General features: G+C 32.7%; 13 protein-coding genes. 6 read left to right on the top strand and 7 right to left on the bottom strand.

Features of this window, described 5'->3' with window-relative positions; genetic code table 11:
• The first annotated feature begins 321 nt into the window (after positions 1-321).
• A complete protein-coding gene (locus RHP49_08150; protein ID WNH14212.1) occupies positions 322-2910 on the top strand; it encodes a phosphoenolpyruvate carboxylase in 2589 nt (862 codons plus the stop codon).
• A 95-nt stretch (positions 2911-3005) separates the two neighbouring features.
• On the opposite strand, the gene RHP49_08145 is transcribed toward RHP49_08150, so the two are convergent.
• The 5 genes from RHP49_08145 to RHP49_08125 form a co-directional block, all read right to left on the bottom strand.
• On the bottom strand, positions 3006-3344 hold the full coding sequence (locus RHP49_08145) for a P-II family nitrogen regulator (protein WNH14211.1): 339 nt from the start codon (positions 3342-3344) through the stop codon (positions 3006-3008).
• 135 nt (positions 3345-3479) lie between these two features.
• Positions 3480-4721 carry an ammonium transporter gene (gene amt / locus RHP49_08140; GenBank protein WNH14210.1) on the bottom strand — a complete coding sequence of 414 codons (1242 nt, stop codon included), beginning with the start codon at positions 4719-4721 and terminating at the stop codon, positions 3480-3482.
• 31 nt (positions 4722-4752) lie between these two features.
• A complete protein-coding gene (locus RHP49_08135) occupies positions 4753-5091 on the bottom strand; it encodes a P-II family nitrogen regulator (GenBank protein ID WNH14209.1) in 339 nt (112 codons plus the stop codon).
• Between the two features lie 156 nt (positions 5092-5247).
• A complete protein-coding gene (locus RHP49_08130; protein WNH14208.1) occupies positions 5248-6534 on the bottom strand; it encodes an ammonium transporter in 1287 nt (428 codons plus the stop codon).
• Between the two features lie 105 nt (positions 6535-6639).
• The gene (locus RHP49_08125) at positions 6640-7671 is read right to left on the bottom strand and encodes an outer membrane beta-barrel protein (GenBank protein ID WNH14207.1); all 1032 of its coding nucleotides are present in this window, start codon (positions 7669-7671) and stop codon (positions 6640-6642) included.
• A gap of 464 nt (positions 7672-8135) precedes the next feature.
• On the opposite strand from RHP49_08125, the gene gltB reads away from it, so the two are divergent.
• Both gltB and RHP49_08115 read left to right on the top strand, forming a co-directional pair.
• Positions 8136-12650: a glutamate synthase large subunit gene (gene gltB / locus RHP49_08120; GenBank protein WNH14206.1), complete on the top strand. Its 4515-nt coding sequence runs from the start codon at positions 8136-8138 to the stop codon at positions 12648-12650.
• Positions 12651-12654: 4 nt separating this feature from the next.
• Positions 12655-14121 (top strand): glutamate synthase subunit beta, encoded by a 1467-nt coding sequence (locus RHP49_08115; GenBank protein WNH14205.1) that lies wholly within the window; start codon positions 12655-12657, stop codon positions 14119-14121.
• Between the two features lie 72 nt (positions 14122-14193).
• On the opposite strand, the gene fbp is transcribed toward RHP49_08115, so the two are convergent.
• Positions 14194-15201: a class 1 fructose-bisphosphatase gene (gene fbp, locus RHP49_08110; GenBank protein ID WNH14204.1), complete on the bottom strand. Its 1008-nt coding sequence runs from the start codon at positions 15199-15201 to the stop codon at positions 14194-14196.
• A gap of 121 nt (positions 15202-15322) precedes the next feature.
• On the opposite strand from fbp, the gene RHP49_08105 reads away from it, so the two are divergent.
• From RHP49_08105 to RHP49_08095, 3 genes are read left to right on the top strand one after another with little or no spacing between them, the layout of a single operon-like run.
• Complete coding sequence (locus RHP49_08105) at positions 15323-15802, top strand: GNAT family N-acetyltransferase (protein ID WNH14203.1); 480 nt, start codon at positions 15323-15325, stop codon at positions 15800-15802.
• Between the two features lies 1 nt (position 15803).
• The gene (locus RHP49_08100; GenBank protein ID WNH14202.1) at positions 15804-17054 is read left to right on the top strand and encodes an aspartate kinase; all 1251 of its coding nucleotides are present in this window, start codon (positions 15804-15806) and stop codon (positions 17052-17054) included.
• Positions 17055-17076: 22 nt separating this feature from the next.
• Positions 17077-18906 carry a lysophospholipid acyltransferase family protein gene (locus RHP49_08095; GenBank protein ID WNH14201.1) on the top strand — a complete coding sequence of 610 codons (1830 nt, stop codon included), beginning with the start codon at positions 17077-17079 and terminating at the stop codon, positions 18904-18906.
• On the opposite strand, the gene RHP49_08090 is transcribed toward RHP49_08095, so the two are convergent.
• Entirely contained in the window at positions 18903-19328 is a 426-nt protein-coding gene (locus tag RHP49_08090) for an arsenate reductase ArsC (protein ID WNH14200.1), read from the bottom strand. The two genes, RHP49_08095 and RHP49_08090, sit on opposite strands and share 4 nt — an antisense overlap.
• Positions 19329-19407 lie beyond the last annotated feature (79 nt).

The raw sequence follows: 19407 nt of genomic DNA, 5'->3' as shown, positions 1-19407 counted from the left end.
TATTGTTTTTCAATTATTAGATGTAACCTCCTTAAAAGTCAAGAATATTTCATCTATAATCTTTAATTTACTAATCAGCAAAAGTATGCTGTTCTTTTAGCCCGAAATATGATATATATCATACTCTCATATATGAAGTTTCTTAAAAAGCATTAAATAAAGTGGTAAATTAATTAGAAAGATACTATCATAGTTCCTTTTTTTTTAATTATTCTTAACTAGAATTCATCAAACAACAAAAATCAATAAAACTTTAGCAAGACCATGTTCCTTTACTAAAGCTTTACTATTTTTATGACTAATTTTCAATAGAACGATATCATGTCAGTAGAGCCAAAATTAACACGATTTAAACAAAGCGTTTTGTCAAAATACCAAATATACAATAGTATATTTATGACCTTACCCTTTGATACTATTACAAAAACAGGAGTGCTTCTTCCTTTATTTCACGAAACTTGTAAAAAAGGATTTGCAAATGGAGACGACCCTACAACTATAGTAGATACTTTTTTTAGAAAATATCAAGGAAGACGCTCTAAAGAAAGCCAGATAAACCTGTTATTTAGATTCATACAATACATAGAACGTCAAGTTGTATTATTTGATGCTGTTGAAGATGCTGCCTTTCCTACGGTAAATAATATGGAAGGGATTGGAACCTTAAGAAATCTTAAAGAAACAGCCTCTTCTGAAAATAAATTAGAAGAATTAAAAAGTTATTTAGAAGAATTTAAAGTGCGTATTGTTTTAACCGCACACCCAACACAATTTTACCCAGGAACTGTACTTGGTATCATTACCGATTTAACAGCAGCTATTAAAAATAATGACCTTTCTGGAATTAATGATTTGTTTGCTCAATTAGGAAAAACACCTTTCTTTAAGCATGAAAAACCAACGCCTTATGATGAAGCTAAAAGCTTAATTTGGTATTTAGAAAATGTTTTTTATCAGTCCTTCGGAGAAATTTACAATTACATCCAACAAAATATTTACGACGACAGTAAAAAACACAACGAAATAATTAATATTGGTTTTTGGCCAGGAGGCGATCGTGATGGAAATCCTTTTGTAAAACCAGATACGACAATAAAAGTTGCCAATAAGCTAAAACAAGCTATATTAAAAAAATACTATTCAGATCTTAAAAATTTAAGACGAAAACTAACTTTTAGAGGTGTTGAAGAGCGTATTATTCGCTTGGAAACTATCATGTATAACTACAGTGTAAATTTAAATACTCCTGAAACCATTACAGCCAAAGAGCTTCTTACAGAGTTATTGAGTATTAGAAACCTTATTGTAGAAAAACATCAATCTTTATATGTTAGTGAAATAAATAACTTAATTAATAGAATTCATCTTTTCGGATTTAATTTTGCAACCTTAGATATTCGTCAAGATAGCAGAATTCATCATTCTGTTTTTACAACAGTAATCGATCAATTAATTGAGAAAGGCGCTAAATCTTTCCCTAAAAATTATCACGATCTTTCTGAAGACGAACAAATTAAAATTTTATCTGAGGTTTCAGATGAAACCATTGATATTGATGCTTTTGAAGATGAAATGGTTTTCAATACCTTAAAAACTATTGAAGCCATCAAAGCCATACAGAAAACCAATGGCGAGCGAGGTGCTAATAGATACATTATAAGTAACAACCAAACGGCATTAAATGTTATGCAGTTATTTGCAATGCTTAAAATGGTTGCATTTAAAGAGAACTTAACTGTAGATGTTGCACCGCTATTTGAAACCATTACCGATTTGGAAAATGCCCCAATGGTTATGGAGCAATTATACACAAACCCAGCTTACAAAGCCCATTTAAAAAGTCGTGGAAACAAACAAACTATTATGCTTGGCTTCTCAGATGGGACAAAAGACGGTGGTTATTTAATGGCAAACTGGGGTATTTATAAAGCTAAAGAGTTGCTTACCGAAATGTCTAGAAAATATGACATTACAGCTATATTCTTTGATGGTCGTGGAGGTCCTCCAGCTAGAGGTGGCGGAAAAACACACCAGTTTTACTCTTCTTTAGGACCTACTATTGAAGACAAAGAAGTACAACTTACTATTCAAGGACAAACGATTAGCTCTAATTTCGGAACTTTAGATTCTTCGCAATACAACTTAGAACAATTAATAAGTTCTGGTATGTTTAACCGTATTGGTAAAGACAAGCATTTAATGACTAAAGAAGACAAAGTTGTTATGAATGACTTGGCTGAAACAAGTTATGAAGCATACAAAAACTTTAAAAGTCATGACATGTTTATTCCTTATTTAGAAAGGATGAGTACTTTAAAGTATTATGCAAAAACTAATATTGGTAGTAGACCATCAAAACGAGGTAGTTCAGATAAGTTAATATTTTCAGATTTAAGAGCCATACCGTTTGTAGGTTCTTGGAGTCAGTTAAAACAAAATGTTCCTGGATTTTTCGGTGTTGGTACAGCACTAAAAAAATATGAAGATAAAGGCGAATTTTATAAAGTAGAACAACTTTACAAAAACTCTAAATTCTTTAAAACGCTTTTAGAAAACAGTATGATGTCTTTAACCAAATCATTTTTCGATTTAACAAAATACATGTCTGAAGATGAAGAATTTGGTGATTTCTGGAATATTATTTACGCAGAATACAATACTACAAAATCACTTTTACTAAAACTTACAGGATATAAAGAACTCATGGAAAATGAGCCTTCTGGAAAAGCCTCTATTGAAGTAAGAGAGTCTATTGTTTTACCATTACTTACGATACAACAATATGCACTTAAAAAAATTCAAGAGCTAATAAAATCGGGAGTAAAAGACGAAGAACAATTAAAAATATATGAAAAAATTGTAACACGTTCTTTATTTGGAAATATTAATGCTAGTAGAAATTCTGCTTAATTAATATTTCTTAAACAATATTTATAGAGGCTATCTAAAAAGTAATTACTTTTTAGATAGCCTCTTTTTATGTTAATTTAGATTGGTAACAAGCACTAATTCAAAGTGTCATTACCTTTTTCACCAGTTCTAATTCTGTAGCCTTCCTTTATATTTGAAACAAATATTTTACCATCACCTACATTACCTGTTCCAGCAGAAGTAATAATTGCTTTAACAGTTGCATCCGCAAAATCATCATTAACAACAATAGAGAGGTACCTACGTTGAATATCACTAGTACTATATGAGACACCTCTGTAGACATGTCCTTCTTTTTCATTTCCTATTCCAGTAACATCCCAATAGGAAAAAAAATTCACACCTACTTCATGCAATGCTTCTTTTACCGAACTAAATTTCGACTTTCTTATAATAGCTTCAATTTTTTTCATGATAACACCTTTAATTATTTCTATCAAATTTAAATAATTTTATAATGTATTTATCATTTATTTTATAACATAAAAAAAGGATGCCTTACATAAAGCAAGGCATCCTTTTTAATACTAACTAAATGTTATTATATTTTAATGTTCATTTAATCTAAAGTCTGGATATGCATCCATACCATGCTCATGAGCATCTAATCCTTCTAATTCTTCTTTTTCTGAGACTCTTATTCCCATTGTTTTCTTAAGCGTAAAAATTATAATAAACGCTGTTATAGTACAAAATACTGCATAAGAACCTACTCCTATTAATTGACTAATAAATTGATCCATTCCTGCTAAATTTCCAAATATACCAACAGCCAACGTTCCCCAAATACCACAAATAAGGTGAACTGCAATAGCTCCAACAGGATCATCTAATTTTAATTTATCTACAAAGCTTACTGCAAATACTATTAATGCACCAGCTATAGACCCTATTAAAATAGCATCGGTAGGACTCATTTGGTCTGCACCTGCAGTAATACCAACTAAACCTCCAAGTATTCCATTTAAGAACATTGTTAAATCTAAATTTTTATACATAGCCGTAGAAACAAGCATACAAACAACCCCTCCAGCCGCAGCAGCTAAACATGTTGTAACTAAAGTTAATGATGTTAATGTTGGATCTGCAGAAAGCACTGAACCACCATTAAATCCAAACCATCCTAACCAAAGAATTAAAACTCCAGCAGTTGCTAATGGTATATTATGACCTGGAATAGCTTGTGGTTTTCCACTTTTAAACTTACCTATACGAGATCCTAGTAACCAAACCGCTACTATAGCTGCCCATCCACCTACTGAATGTACTAATGTTGAACCTGCAAAATCATAAAAAGGCGTATCTAACATTTGTAAAAATCCGCCACCCCATTTCCAAGATCCTGCAATTGGGTAAACAAACCCAACATATACAATAGCAAAAATCATAAATGGTACAATTTTCATACGCTCAGCAACAGCTCCAGAAACTATAGTTGCCGCTGTTGCAGCAAACATACCTTGAAATAAGAAATCTGTCCAATACGTATAGCCTTCATTATATGTTAAATCTAAAGCTCCTTCTGCTGTTAATGGTGAATCTAATCCAAAACCTGCAAAACCAAAAATCCCTGAAGAACCTTCAGCAAAACCAGGATACATTAAATTAAAACCTATTAAGCAGTATAGCAATAGACCTATTGTAATAATAAAAATGTTTTTAAATAATATGTTTATTGTATTTTTTTGTCTAGTTAAGCCGATTTCTAAAAATGCAAAACCTAAATGCATAAAGAAAACCAGTGCTGTACAGATCATCATCCATACATTATTTGTTGTAAGTAATTCCATAATTATATTTATTGTCTTATTTGATGATTATTTATTTTAAAGTGTCTCCACCTTTTTCTCCAGTACGTATTCTGTAACATTCAGTTATATCTGATACAAATATTTTACCATCTCCAACTTCTCCTGTTCCAGCAGAATTAAGAATTGCTTGAATGGTTGCTTCTTCAAAATCATCATTTACAACAATTGATATATGTCTTCGTTGAATATCACTTGTACTGTAAGACACGCCTCTATATACATGACCTTCTTTTTCATTTCCCAAACCAGTAACATCCCAGTAAGAGAAAAAATTCACCCCAACATCATGCAAAGCCTCTTTAACTACGCGATACTTTGATTTTCTAATAATTGCTTCAATTTTCTTCATAATAATATTATCTTAAATTGTTTAGTATTCAATATTAAAGAATATTTAGATTCTTTTATAATCAAAACCCACCATTTTTAAACAATTAAAAGATGCCTTATTAATAAGGCATCTTTTTATCAAATTTTCAAAAAAAGTGTATTATAGTAATAGAAATTAATCTTCCATTTCTCTTTGTCTCTTACCTGGGTAAGCTAACGTTCCATGTTCAGAGATATCAAGACCTGCAATTTCTTCAGATTCAGAAACTCTAAGTCCAACTGTCTTTTTCATAATTCCTAAGAAAACAAACGATAAAACAATTGCCCATACAGCATAAGCTAATACTCCTATAGCTTGTGCTCCTAATTGAGCAGCACCTCCACCATTGAAAAGACCGATACCAGTATCACCATCAATACCCCAAAGACCTATAACTAAAGTCCCCCAAGCACCAGCAACACCATGTACAGAAATAGCACCAACAGCATCATCAATTTTTAATGTTTTTTCAATAAATCCTATTGAAAGTACGACAAGAATACCTCCTATTAAACCAGCTAAAACAGCACCGCCTTCACTCATATTACCACAACCAGCAGTAATACTTACAAGACCTGCAAGTGCTCCATTTAAAGTCATTCCTAAATTAGGTTTTCCATTTTTAATCCAAGTAAATAGTAAGGCACTTAATGCACCAGCCGCAGCTGCTAAATTAGTTACAAGTACCACTTGAGAAGCAGCAGTAGCATCATCGCCACCCCATGCTAATTGAGAACCACCATTAAAACCGAACCATCCTAACCAAAGAATAAATACACCTAAAGTAGCATACATTTGGTTGTGTCCATGCATTTCAACAGGTTTCCCATCTAAATATTTACCAATTCTTGGTCCTACCATCCAAGCAGCAACTAAAGCAGCCCATCCACCAACAGAGTGAACTATAGAAGACCCAGCAAAATCGATAAATTCAGCAGGCATAATACCATCAGTATTATTTAACCAACCACCGTTCCATTCCCAACCACCAGCGATAGGGTAAATGATAGCTGTTAATAATATACTAAAGATAGCGTAAGTTGTATATTTTGTTCTTCCTGCAATAGCTCCAGATACAATAGTTGCAGCAGTAGCAGCAAATACAGTTTGGAAGAATAAATCGGCAGCTCCTTGAGAAAAAGTAAATCCACCCCAGTGAAAGAAACCTCCACCTTGATCGGCACCATACATTAATGAATATCCAACAAACCAGAAAGCCAAAGAACCAACTGCAATGTCCAAGAAGTTTTTCATGGCGATATTCACTGCGTTTTTAGAATCTGTCATTCCAGATTCTACTAAGAAAAATCCTGCTTGCATGAAGAATACTAAGATACCTGAAATAAGCATCCAAAGCATTCCCATGTCGCCTTCTATTGCGGCGGTATCTTGAATTATAAGGGGCATGTTTAACATTGACATAATATATAATTTTTAGGGTTAGTGTTAAAAAAGAATAAAGTTTCTGCTCTTAGAGAACAGAAACTTTATTTTATTCTCTTTGTTAAATTTTATTTTTTACTTTTCTTAGAAAGAGTAAATAGCTGCTAATACAAATGAACTTAAGCTTTTAGATGGCATTAAATCACTATCCATAAAAGTTCCATCTTCACTAGCAGAATCTAATCTTAATTCTGGCTTGATTGTTAAATTATCAATTGCAAAACTACCAGTTAATGTTACTGCAAATACAGAAGCATCACCATCAACATCAGAAGCTCCAATAGCTCCAAAGAAATCACCTTCCATAAAATACTCACCTCTCAAACCAATAGTAAAGGAATCAGAAGTAGCTAACTGTGGATATAATGCCACACCTGTAAAAGAACCTCCATCATCTTCAACAGTTAAACTTGCTGCATTTATTCCTAAGAAGAAATCATCAGATAAATCAAATCCACCTGTAAAATCAATCTCAGTAAAAGATGGATCTAACAAGAAGTTTAAGAACTGTCCTTTAAATCCTAATTGTGCACCAAAAGCATAATCTCCAGTTGGGTTAAATTCAGTTAAATCTGTATCGTTCATTACTCCTAACATTAAGCTAAAATCTTCCGATAAAGCAATATCAGCTTTTAAACCTGTATGGCTAAATGGTCCATAAGAGAATAAATAAGATGTACTGTAGTTAAAGTTTGCTGTTGGAGAAATAACTTCATAACCTAAAAAGGTATTAAAGTTACCCATTGTTAGAGTTACAGACTCACTAACATTCCAGTAAGCATATAATTGATTAACAATGTTTCCTGTTGCAGAATACATAGGCGAAGCAAAAATAGCATCTGTACCTCTTGGTCCAAATACTAAATCGGCAACAAAACCTGCTTTTTCTCCTTCATAAGACATAACAACATTTGCCATACCTAAAGCAAAACCTGGCAAGTTTGCGAATGATGAGCCCGGTGCAGTCCAATTATCTAAATCGTTTGGCGCATTTAAATTAGCTCTGTAATAAGCATCTATACTTCCACTAACACTAAATGATGGAGCAGCCTCCTCTTCCTGAGCAAATAATACCGTTGCCATAAAAAGCATTGAAAGTGTAATTAATTTTTTCATAATGTTTAATTTTTAAGTTTTAATTTTTTGGTTAATTTTTCCTTAAGAATGGCGTAAAACTATACTAAAAAGTTTTAACCCCCATAAAAAATGGGGGTATTTATGTTACTTTTGTTGATTTTCTATTTTTTACCCTATTTTTTTATAGGTATTCTGTTTATTTTTTGATTTTTTGATTTTTCAACAAACAAATACTTTGAGAATTTGTCAATATTTGTCAGTTTTTAATGATTATATTTTTAACATTATGAAGTTTCTTTATTATTAATTCACATATATGTATTTATAACAAATTATTATCAATTGAATATTTATTAATAAATCTCATTATTATTGATATATAAGTATTTTTAGCTTTGCTTCTCTTAAAAAATCGGAATAATATATTACCCTCTATGGTTATTTAAAAACTAGGTTATATCTTAGCATTTCGACTCACGTTTTTAAACCAATATTTGTTGATTATGCTGAAGAAACAAGGACTCTATTTACCTGAATTTGAACACGAAAATTGTGGCGCAGGTTTTATTTGTAATCTCAAAGGAGAAAAAACAAATCAAATCATTCATGATGCGTTAGAAATTCTAGTAAAACTAGAACACCGTGGAGGTGTTAGCTCCGATGGAAAAACTGGTGATGGTGCTGGTTTATTAATTGATATCCCTCACGATTATTTTAAAAGAGTATGTGATTTTGAAATCCCTGCTCAAAGAGAGTATGCCGTAGGTATGCTATTTTTACCAAAAGTAAAAAACCAATATCAATTTTGTAAAGACACTTTTGAAAAAGAAATAAAAGCGCAAGGACTTTCTATTTTAGGATGGCGAGAAGTTCCTGTAGATTCTTCGCAATTAGGAGAAATAGCTTTAGCTTCAGAACCCAATATAGAACAAATCTTTATTGGAAAAACAGAAGCTATTGATGAGGCTGTATTTAAAGCAAAATTATATGCCGCTCGTAAAATTACTGAACATGCTATTAGATGTTCAAAGATATCTCAAAGCGAATATTTCTACTTACCAAGTTTATCTACAACAACTTTAATATATAAAGGTATTATAATGCCAGAAGATATTGGGCCTTATTTTACAGATTTACAACAGAAAGATTTAGTAACACGCTTAGCTTTAGTACATCAACGCTTCTCAACAAACACTATGCCCGCATGGGAATTGGCTCAACCATTCCGCTTCATGTGTCAAAATGGTGAAATTAATACATTACGAGGTAACGTAAGTAGAATGCGTGTTCGCGAAGAGATTATGAAGAGTGATGTCTTCGGACCTCAAATAGAAAAACTATTCCCTATCATACTTCCTGGAAAATCAGATTCTGCTTCTATGGATATGGTAGTTGAATTATTAACACATACAGGACGCTCTTTACCTGAAGTAATGATGATGATGATTCCTGAAGCATGGGAAAAACACAAAACCATGTCTGAGGAACGTAAAGCATTCTACGATTATAATGCTTGTATTATGGAGCCTTGGGATGGTCCAGCTTCAGTTCCTTTTACCGATGGTGATTATGTAGGAGCCTTATTAGATCGTAATGGTTTAAGACCTTCAAGATATACCGTTACTAAAAGTGGTAAGCTTATCATGTCTTCAGAAATTGGAGTTGTAGATATTGCACCAGAAGATATTAAAAGTCATGGACGTTTAGAACCAGGAAAAATGTTCTTGGTAGACATGAATGAAGGTCGTATTATTAACGATGAAGAAATTAAAAGTAGAATTGTTTCAGAAAGACCATATAAAGAATGGTTAGATAAAACAAGGTTACATTTAAAAGACGTACCATACACAAATACAACGTGTCCAATCGAAACTATCGATATAAAAACAAGACAACGTTTATTTAATTATACATTTGAAGATATTCAAGAGGTTATTACACCAATGGCCGTTGCTGGAAAAGAAGCTTTAGGTTCTATGGGTATAGATACGCCTTTAGCGGTTTTATCTGATAGACCTCAACTCATTTCAAATTACTTTAAACAATTATTCGCACAGGTTACCAATCCACCTTTAGATGGTATTCGAGAAGAAATTGTAACAGATATTAGCTTATCGTTAGGAAAAGACAGAAATATTTTCAGCATTACAGAAAGACAGTGTAGAAAATTAAAAATTCAAAACCCTGTAATTTCTAATGCCGATTTAGAAAAAATAAGAAATATTTCAATAGAAAGTTTTAAAGCTGAAACTATTGAAATGTTATATCCAAAGGAAAAAGGACTTAACGGACTTGAAGACGCCTTAGACGATATTATTGTACAAATTGAAAAAGCCTTATTAAGAAAGACGAATATCATTATCTTGTCTGATAGAGGTGTAAATAAAGAATTTGCTCCTATTCCATCGTTATTGGCTTGTTCTTATGTAAACCATCAATTGAACCGTTTACGTAAGCGTTCTTATTTTGATATTATTATTGAATCTGCCGAACCTAGAGAGCCGCATCATTTTGCTACGTTGTTTGGGTACGGAGCTAGTGCTATTAACCCATACATGGTTAATGAGATTATTAGAATGCAAGTAAAAGAAGGTTTTATTGAAGGTATTGACGAGCAAAAAGCTGTCGATAATTTTAACAAAGCCATTGGAAAAGGTATTTTAAAAGTCATGAACAAAATAGGAATCTCTACATTACATTCATACAGAGGTTCTCAAATATTTGAAATTGTTGGTTTCAACTCACAATTCGTAGAAAAATATTTCCCATACACAGCTTCAAGAATTGAAGGTATTGGTTTATATGAAATTGAAAAAGAAATTAGTGAACGCTATAAATATGCGTATCCTGATACTTTTATAGATAAACGATTAGGATTAAATATTGGTGGTGATTATAGATGGAGACGTAATGGAGAGCGTCACATGTTTAACCCAACAACTGTTGCTAAATTACAGCAAGCGGTTAGATTAAGCGATCAAGCTAGTTATGATGTATACGCAAAAGCGGTAAATGAGCAAGCAGAAAACTTAATGACCATTCGTGGTTTATTTGAGTTTGATAATTTAGATCCTATTCCGTTAGATGAAGTAGAACCATGGACCGATATCGTAAAACGATTCAAAACAGGAGCCATGTCTTACGGGTCGATTTCTAGAGAAGCTCACGAAAATTTAGCCATTGCTATGAACCGAATTGGAGGAAAATCTAATTCTGGTGAAGGTGGTGAAGATAGAAAACGCTTTATTCCAGATGCAAATGGCGATAGCAGAAACTCTGCTATTAAGCAAGTAGCTTCTGGTCGATTTGGAGTGACTTCGCATTACTTATCTAATGCTCGAGAAATTCAAATAAAAATGGCTCAAGGTGCTAAACCTGGAGAAGGCGGACAATTACCTGGTGAAAAAGTGTTGCCATGGATTGCAGCAGCACGTAACTCAACGCCTTTTGTAGGATTGATTTCACCGCCACCGCATCACGATATTTATTCTATTGAAGATTTAGCGCAGTTAATTTACGACTTGAAAAACGCCAATCGTGAAGCACGTATTAATGTAAAACTAGTTTCAGAAGTTGGAGTAGGTACTATTGCTGCTGGTGTTTCAAAAGCAAAAGCAGATGTTGTTCTTATTGCTGGTTATGATGGTGGTACTGGTGCTTCACCTTTAACATCATTAAAACACGCAGGGCTACCTTGGGAACTTGGTTTAGCAGAAGCACAACAAACATTGGTTTTAAACAATTTACGTTCTCGTATAGTTGTAGAATGTGATGGTCAGTTAAAAACTGGTCGTGATGTTGCTATTGCTTGTTTATTAGGAGCTGAGGAATTTGGATTTGCAACTGCACCTCTTGTGGCTTCAGGTTGTATTATGATGCGTAAATGTCATTTAAACACTTGCCCAGTAGGTATTGCAACTCAAGATAAAGAATTACGTAAAAACTTTAAAGGCACACCAGAACACGTTATTAATTTCTTCTACTATATCGCTGAAGAATTAAGAGGTATCATGGCTCAATTAGGGTTTAGAACCATGGATGAAATGATTGGTCAAACTCATAAAATAAACGCTAATAAAGCTATTACACACTATAAAGCAAAAGGATTAGATTTATCTTCTATCTTGCATAGACCAGATTCTTACAGAGAAATGTCTGTTAAGAATTCTCAAAAACAAGATCATAATTTAGAAAATGTTTTAGATTTCACTATCTTAAAGCATTCTAGAACTGCCATTGCGAATAAAGTACCAACAACTTTAGAGTTCCCTATAAATAATATAGACCGTTCAGTAGGGGCTATTATTAGTAACGAAATTTCTAAAGCACATGGGCATCTAGGTTTACCAGAAAACACATTAAATATAAACTTTACTGGTTCTGCAGGACAAAGTTTCGGAGCTTTTGGAGCACACGGACTGACCTTTAACTTAGAAGGAAACACAAATGATTATTTAGGTAAAGGTTTATCTGGAGCTAAAATAATTGTTAAAAAACCTGCTAAAGCTGATTTTATAGCTGAAAACAACATTATAGTTGGTAATGTATGTTTATTTGGAGCAGTTGAAGGAGAAGCTTATATTAATGGTATTGCTGGTGAACGTTTTGCCGTTCGTAACTCAGGAGCCATTACAGTGGTTGAAGGTGTTGGCGATCATTGTTGTGAATATATGACAGGTGGTAAAGTTATTGTTTTAGGAACTACAGGTAGAAATTTTGCTGCTGGTATGAGTGGTGGTATTGCTTATGTATACGATCCAGAAAACAAATTTGTGAACGGATTGTGTAACACAGAAACCATAGATTTTGAAGATATCTTACCAGAAGATGCAGCCGATTTAAAATCATGGATTGAAAAACATGCTTTATATACAGATAGTAATCTTGCTAAAACATTATTAGCCGACTGGGACAATACCTTAAAGAATTTTGTTCGAGTGATGCCTACTGAATATAAAAAAGCATTAGAGCGTTTAGCAAAAGGAGAAGTAATGGTTGAAGAATTAGAAATAGCATAGTACGATGGGAAAAGTAACAGGTTTTAAAGAATTCGAAAGAAAAGATGAAACATACACGCCTGTACCAGAACGTGTAACACATTATAAAGAATTTACAGTGCCTTTAAGTGATAAAGACATTACTGAACAGGGTTCTCGCTGTATGGATTGCGGTATTCCTTTTTGCCATAGTGGTTGCCCACTTGGTAATTTAATTCCAGATTTTAATCACATGGTACATCAAGGCGAATGGCAAAAAGCGTCTTGGATATTGCACTCTACAAACAACTTTCCTGAGTTTACAGGTCGTTTGTGTCCAGCTCCTTGTGAGCAAGCTTGTGTATTAGGAATTATTGAAGATCCTATTTCTATTGAAAATATTGAAAAAAATATTGTTGAACGCGCTTTTAAAGAAGGTTGGATAAAACCACAGCCGCCTAAAAAAAGAACAGGTAAAAAAGTTGCTGTTGTAGGTTCAGGACCTGCTGGTTTAGCAACAGCTCAACAATTAAATAGAGCAGGACATCTCGTGACTGTTTTTGAAAGAGATGATGCTATTGGTGGTTTATTACGCTACGGCATTCCAAATTTTAAAATGGAAAAAGGTGTTATAGATCGTCGTGTTGCCATTTTGGAAGCTGAAGGTATTACATTTAAAACCAATATTAATGTTGGTGTAAACTACGATGTAAAAGAATTAAAAGCTTTTGATGCCATTGTACTTTGTGGAGGTGCAACAGAAAGAAGAAGTTTACCAACTCCTGGTATTGATGCTGATGGTGTTGTACAGGCTATGGATTTCTTAACGCAACAAACTAAAGTTGTTTTTGGTCAAGAAATAAAAGACCAAGTTTTAGCAACTGGTAAAGATGTTATTGTTATTGGTGGTGGTGATACAGGTTCAGATTGTATAGGAACGTCCAACCGTCATGGTGCAAAATCGGTTACTAATTTTGAAATTATGCCGAAACCTCCAGGACACCGTTCTCCAACTACACCTTGGCCTTATTGGCCATTACAGTTAAAAACATCGTCTTCTCACAAAGAAGGTGTTGAACGTAACTGGTTAATAAATACAAAAGAATTTATAAAAGACGAAAACGGAAAACTTATCGCTTTAAAAACAGTTAATGTTGAGTGGGAGATGATTCCTGGTGAACGTCCTAAATTAATAGAGATTGAAGATTCTGAAAAAACTTGGCCATGTGATTTAGCATTATTGGCACTTGGATTTACAGGTCCTGAAAGCACTATTGCCGATCAATTAGGATTAGACAGAGATGCGCGTTCTAATTACAAAGCAGAGTATGGTAAATACCAAACCAATATTCCTAATATATTTACTGCTGGCGATATGCGTCGCGGACAATCATTAATTGTATGGGCTATTTCTGAAGGAAGAGAAGCTGCTCGTCAAGTTGATATTTACTTAATGGGAAAATCAGATTTACCATCAAAAGATGTTACTGGCGATTTGGTTGGTCTTCATTAATATTATTAAAATATTTTATATAAAAAAAGCGAACTGAAAAGTTCGCTTTTTTTATAATTTAAAGTTTATTTTTTACTTAGCATTACGCATAAATTCTTCTGCTTTTTCTACCATGTTTTTGCTTCCACAAATAAAAGGCACACGTTCGTGCAATTCTGTTGGCTCAACATCTAAAGTTCTAGTAAATCCATCACTAGACTTTCCATTGGCTTGTTCTGCTAAAAAAGCCATGGGATTACATTCGTAAAGTAAACGTAATTTTCCTTTCGGATTTTTTGAACTTTGTGGGTATAAATAAATGCCTCCTTTAATCATATTTCTATGAAAATCGGACACTAAAGAACCAATATATCTTGATGTATAAGGTCTGTCTTCTTCTTCTTTTTGGCAGTATTTAATATAATCTTTAACACCTTGAGGAAAATGAGTATAATTGCCTTCATTAACAGAATAAATATTACCATCTTCAGGAAATTCCATCTCTGGATGCGATAAGTAAAATGAACCTATAGCTGGGTTAAGGGTAAAACCATTTACACCATCACCCGTTGTATAAACCAACATAGTAGAAGTACCATAAACCACATAACCAGCTGCTACTTGTTTACTACCTTTTTGTAAAAAATCTTCTAGTTGAACTGGTGTTCCTACCGGAGTAATTCTTCTGTAGATAGAAAAAATAGTCCCAACAGATACATTCACATCAATATTAGAAGAGCCATCTAAAGGGTCAATTAAAACAACATATTTATTTTGATGATTTTCATCTTGACTATTAATAGTTATAAAATCATCTTCTTCTTCACTTGCAATACCGCAAACAATATTTCTTTTTGTTAGAGTTTGTATAAACTTATCGTTTGCATAAACATCTAATTTTTGTTGATCTTCTCCCTGTATATTAGTATCACCAGCAGCTCCAATAATATCAACCAAACCAGCTTTATTAACTTCATGGTTTACTATCTTAGCCGCTAACCTAATAGAATTAAGGAGACTGGATAATTCTCCTGAAGAATATTTAAAAGATGATTGGTTTTCAATAATGAACTCTCCTAATGTTTGTTTTTTATGAGCCATGAAGATGGTATTTTTGTTTATACAAATATCTATAAAATTTAATAAACTACATCGTTTTCGCTATAGATAAATCTTCTCAAATCACAAGTTTAAAGTATCTTTGAAATAATTATTAATTATTATGAATTTTACAATAAGAAAAGCTATAAAAGAAGATATGTCAAGGGTGCTAGACCTTATAAACCAATTAGCCATCTTCGAAAAAGAGCCCGATGCTGTTGAAGTAACTCTTCAGGACTTAGAAAATGATGGGTTTAACGAGAATCCAGCCTTTGAATGTTTAATCGCCGAAGTTGATGGAAAAGTAGAAGGCACTGCCATTATGTTCCACCGATATTCAACTTGGAAAGGCAAAATTCTGCATTTAGAAGACCTCGTGGTTAGCGAAGATATGAGAGGTTTAGGATTAGGTACAGCTCTGCTAGACGAGGTGGTTAAATTCGGCCATACTTTAGGAGTAAAACGTATTAACTGGGAGGTACTAAATTGGAATGCTCCTGCCATAAATTTATACGAGAAAAAAGGTGCACAAATTTTAAGAGACTGGAATGTTGTACATTTAAACGAAAAAGGTATTAAAGACTATATATCAAAATTGTAATATGCAAATATTTAAATTTGGTGGAGCCTCTGTTAAAGATGCAGAGGGTATAAAAAACATGGTGTCACTACTACAAAAAGTGGGATATAAAAACTCTTTAATAATTGTTTCTGCTATGGGTAAAACCACCAATGCTTTAGAAGCTGTTATTAAAATTTATTTTGAGAACAAAACCGAATTACAAAGTTCTATTCAAGACGTAATTAAATTTCACAACGAAATATTACTAACGCTTTTTAATGACGAATCTCACCAAGTTTATAATAAAGTACAATCATTTTTTGATGAACTTAACAGGATATTAAAAAGTAACAAATCGCCAGATTATAATTTTTTATACGACCAAGTTATAGGCTTTGGCGAATTAATTTCTACTACAATTATTAGTGACTATTTAAATTTTATCGGTTTAAAAAATAATTGGATCGATGCAAGAGAGTATATTAAAACTGATAATTATTACCGACGTGCTAATATAGATTGGGGAGAAACACAGCAATTAATATCATTAAACTTTAACAAATCTAAATTAAATATAACACAAGGATTTTTAGGTAGTGATGCGAACAATTTTACCACAACATTAGGTCGAGAAGGTAGCGATTATACAGCTGCTATTTTTGCTTATTGCTTAAATGCAGAAAGCGTTACCATTTGGAAAGATGTACCAGGCGTATTAAATGCAGATCCACGTTATTTTGAAAACGCACAATTATTAAACAAAATAAGTTACCGTGAAGCTATTGAACTGGCCTTTTATGGTGCTTCTATTATTCATCCAAAAACATTACAACCACTACAAGGAAAAGAAATACCTCTATTGGTTAAATCATTTTTAAACCCTGAAAATTCAGGTACAACAATTGGTAAAGATGTTACTTTAGAACCCATGATACCTTGTTTTATTGTAAAGAAAAACCAAGTACTTATTTCACTCTCATCTTTAGATTTTTCATACATTGTTGAAGAAAATATTAGTGAAATTTTCAACCTTTTACATTTGTATAAAATGAAAGTAGATGTTATTCAAAATTCAGCAATTAGTTTTTCTGTATGTATTGACAATATTTATAACAATCTTGAAAAATTATTACATCATTTAAAAGCAAAATTTAAAGTAACTTGCAACGAAAAGGTATCGCTTTACACGATTAGGCATTATAACGAAAAAGCTATTACTCAAATTGAAATGGGTAAAACTGTGTTATTAAAACAATTAACTCAAGAAACCATTCAAGTAGTAACTAAATAAACAATTTAGTACATTTACACTCATGAGTAAACCACAAGATACAGGCTTAGTAACTGCCAAAGAAGTAGCAAAAGCTATAAATTTAGATAAGTACGGATTTATCGGAACCTTTATTGGGTGGTTACTTATGAAAATGCTAAAAATATCTACCCTAAATAAATTTTACAATAGAAACAAGCACTTAAAAGACCTTGAGTTTTTAGATAGTATTTTAGGAGAGTTTCAAATTAAATTTGAAATTCCTGAGGAAGATTTAAAACGACTTCCTAAAGATGGAGCTTATATTACTGTTTCTAATCACCCACTAGGAGGTATTGACGGCATTCTGCTCTTAAAACTCATGTTAGAGCAGCGACAAGATTTTAAAATAATCGCTAATTTTTTATTACATAGAATAGAACCTTTAAAACCTTACATTATGCCTGTTAATCCTTTTGAGGATAGAAAAGATATAAAGTCTAGCATTACAGGTTTTAAAAATTCCATTTTACATTTAAAAGAAGGGCATCCTTTAGGAATATTTCCTGCTGGCGAAGTATCTACCTATCGTGATGGTAAACTAATGGTAGACAGACCTTGGGAAGAAACTGCCATGAAGCTTATTAAAAAAGCCGAAGTACCAGTTGTTCCCATCTATTTTCATGCTAAAAACAGTAAATTATTTTACAAGCTTTCAAAAATTAGCGACACTTTTAGAACTGCCAAATTACCATCTGAAGTATTAACTCAAAAGCGACGTGTTATTAAAGTTAGAATTGGAAAACCTATATCGGTAGCCGATCAAAAAGAATATAGTAAGATTGAAGAATTTTCAGAGTTTTTAAGACGAAAAACGTATATGTTATCGAATTCTTTTGAAGATAAATCGAAAATATTAGATAATATATCATCTACATTAAAAACCCCTAAACCTCCTAAAAATATTGTAACACCTGTTGATACTGTCCTAATGACAAATGAGGTTGAAGCGCTTTATCAAGGTGATTTTAGGCTTTTACAAAGTAAAAATTACGAGGTGTTTTTAGCTCCAGCAGAAAAAATCCCTAACATCCTTAGAGAAATTGGTAGATTACGTGAAATTACCTTTAGAGAAGTTGGTGAAGGTACTAATGAGGCGATTGATTTAGATACTTTTGATACGTATTACCATCACATGTTTTTATGGGATAATGAAAAAAAGATTTTAGCAGGTGCTTATAGATTGGGATTAGGCTCTAAAATTTTTGAACGCTACGGTATTGATGGTTTTTATTTACAAGATTTATTCCGGTTTGAACCCGAACTTTATAAAATGATGAGCCAATCTATAGAAATGGGACGTGCCTTTATTATAAAGGAATACCAACAAAAACCGATGCCTTTATTTTTACTTTGGAAAGGTATTGTACATATCACACTGCGTTTTCCAGAACATAAATTTTTAATAGGTGGAGTAAGTATTAGTAATCAGTTTTCAAATTTTTCTAAATCATTAATGATTGAGTTTATGAAATCGCATTACTACGACCCTTATATTGCGCAATACGTACACCCTAAAAAAGAGTTTAAAGTAAAACTGAAAGATGCCGATAAAGATTTTGTCTTTGATGAAACCGAAGCCGATTTAAACAAATTCGACAAATTTATTGACGAAATTGAACCTGGTGCTTTACGCTTACCTGTATTGCTTAAAAAATACATTAAACAAAATGCCCGCCTCGTTGCTTTTAACGTAGATCCTCTGTTTAATAACTCGGTTGACGGACTTATGTATATTAAAATTGCTGACTTACCTGAAAGTACTGTAAAACCTGTTATGGAAGAATTTCAAGCAGAATTAGAACGCAAATTTATGGGGAATAATGGTGATTAAACCAAGTTGTGTTTTGCTACAAACTCCTTAAAATACGCCTTAATTTCTTCTCTAGCCTTTAAAAAAGCAGCATGTTTTTTGTCATCAGTCCCAACTAATTTTGAAGGGTCGTAAAAGTTATGATGTAAACGTAACGCATTTTTACTCGGGATGTATGGACAGTTTTCATTAGCATGATCACAAACTGTGATAATATAATCGAAATCTATATCAGCATATTCATCTACATGATTTGACGTGTGGTGGTCTATATTTAATCCATCTTCTTTCATAATGGCTAAAGCCCCAGGGTTTAAACCATGAGTTTCAATACCTGCACTATAAACCTTTACTTTTCTGTTATCTAAAAAATGGTTTAAATACCCATGTGCCATTTGGCTTCTACAGGAATTACCTGTACATAATACTAAAATGTTTTTCATATCTATTAGTCATTCCTGCGAAGGCAGGAATCTTATTAATTGAGACTTTATTTATAATGGCTTCCTGCCTTCACAGGAA

This window comes from Flavobacteriaceae bacterium HL-DH10 (assembly GCA_031826515.1).
Lineage (GTDB): Bacteria > Bacteroidota > Bacteroidia > Flavobacteriales > Flavobacteriaceae > Thalassobellus > Thalassobellus suaedae.
Note: the sequence above shows the minus strand (reverse complement) of the source record. Positions and strands in the feature narration are given on the sequence as shown.

Excerpts from the sequence above, each read along its gene's own strand:
- RHP49_08145 (WNH14211.1), bottom strand. The coding sequence starts at position 3,344 with ATGAAAAAAATTGAAGCTATTATAAGAAAGTCGAAATTTAGTTCGGTA.
- fbp (WNH14204.1), bottom strand. The coding sequence starts at position 15,201 with ATGGCTCATAAAAAACAAACATTAGGAGAGTTCATTATTGAAAACCAA.
- RHP49_08125 (WNH14207.1), bottom strand. The coding sequence starts at position 7,671 with ATGAAAAAATTAATTACACTTTCAATGCTTTTTATGGCAACGGTATTA.
- RHP49_08130 (WNH14208.1), bottom strand. The coding sequence starts at position 6,534 with ATGTCAATGTTAAACATGCCCCTTATAATTCAAGATACCGCCGCAATA.
- RHP49_08090 (WNH14200.1), bottom strand. The coding sequence starts at position 19,328 with ATGAAAAACATTTTAGTATTATGTACAGGTAATTCCTGTAGAAGCCAA.
- amt (WNH14210.1), bottom strand. The coding sequence starts at position 4,721 with ATGGAATTACTTACAACAAATAATGTATGGATGATGATCTGTACAGCA.
- RHP49_08150 (WNH14212.1), top strand. The coding sequence starts at position 322 with ATGTCAGTAGAGCCAAAATTAACACGATTTAAACAAAGCGTTTTGTCA.
- RHP49_08105 (WNH14203.1), top strand. The coding sequence starts at position 15,323 with ATGAATTTTACAATAAGAAAAGCTATAAAAGAAGATATGTCAAGGGTG.
- RHP49_08135 (WNH14209.1), bottom strand. The coding sequence starts at position 5,091 with ATGAAGAAAATTGAAGCAATTATTAGAAAATCAAAGTATCGCGTAGTT.
- gltB (WNH14206.1), top strand. The coding sequence starts at position 8,136 with ATGCTGAAGAAACAAGGACTCTATTTACCTGAATTTGAACACGAAAAT.
- RHP49_08115 (WNH14205.1), top strand. The coding sequence starts at position 12,655 with ATGGGAAAAGTAACAGGTTTTAAAGAATTCGAAAGAAAAGATGAAACA.
- RHP49_08100 (WNH14202.1), top strand. The coding sequence starts at position 15,804 with ATGCAAATATTTAAATTTGGTGGAGCCTCTGTTAAAGATGCAGAGGGT.
- RHP49_08095 (WNH14201.1), top strand. The coding sequence starts at position 17,077 with ATGAGTAAACCACAAGATACAGGCTTAGTAACTGCCAAAGAAGTAGCA.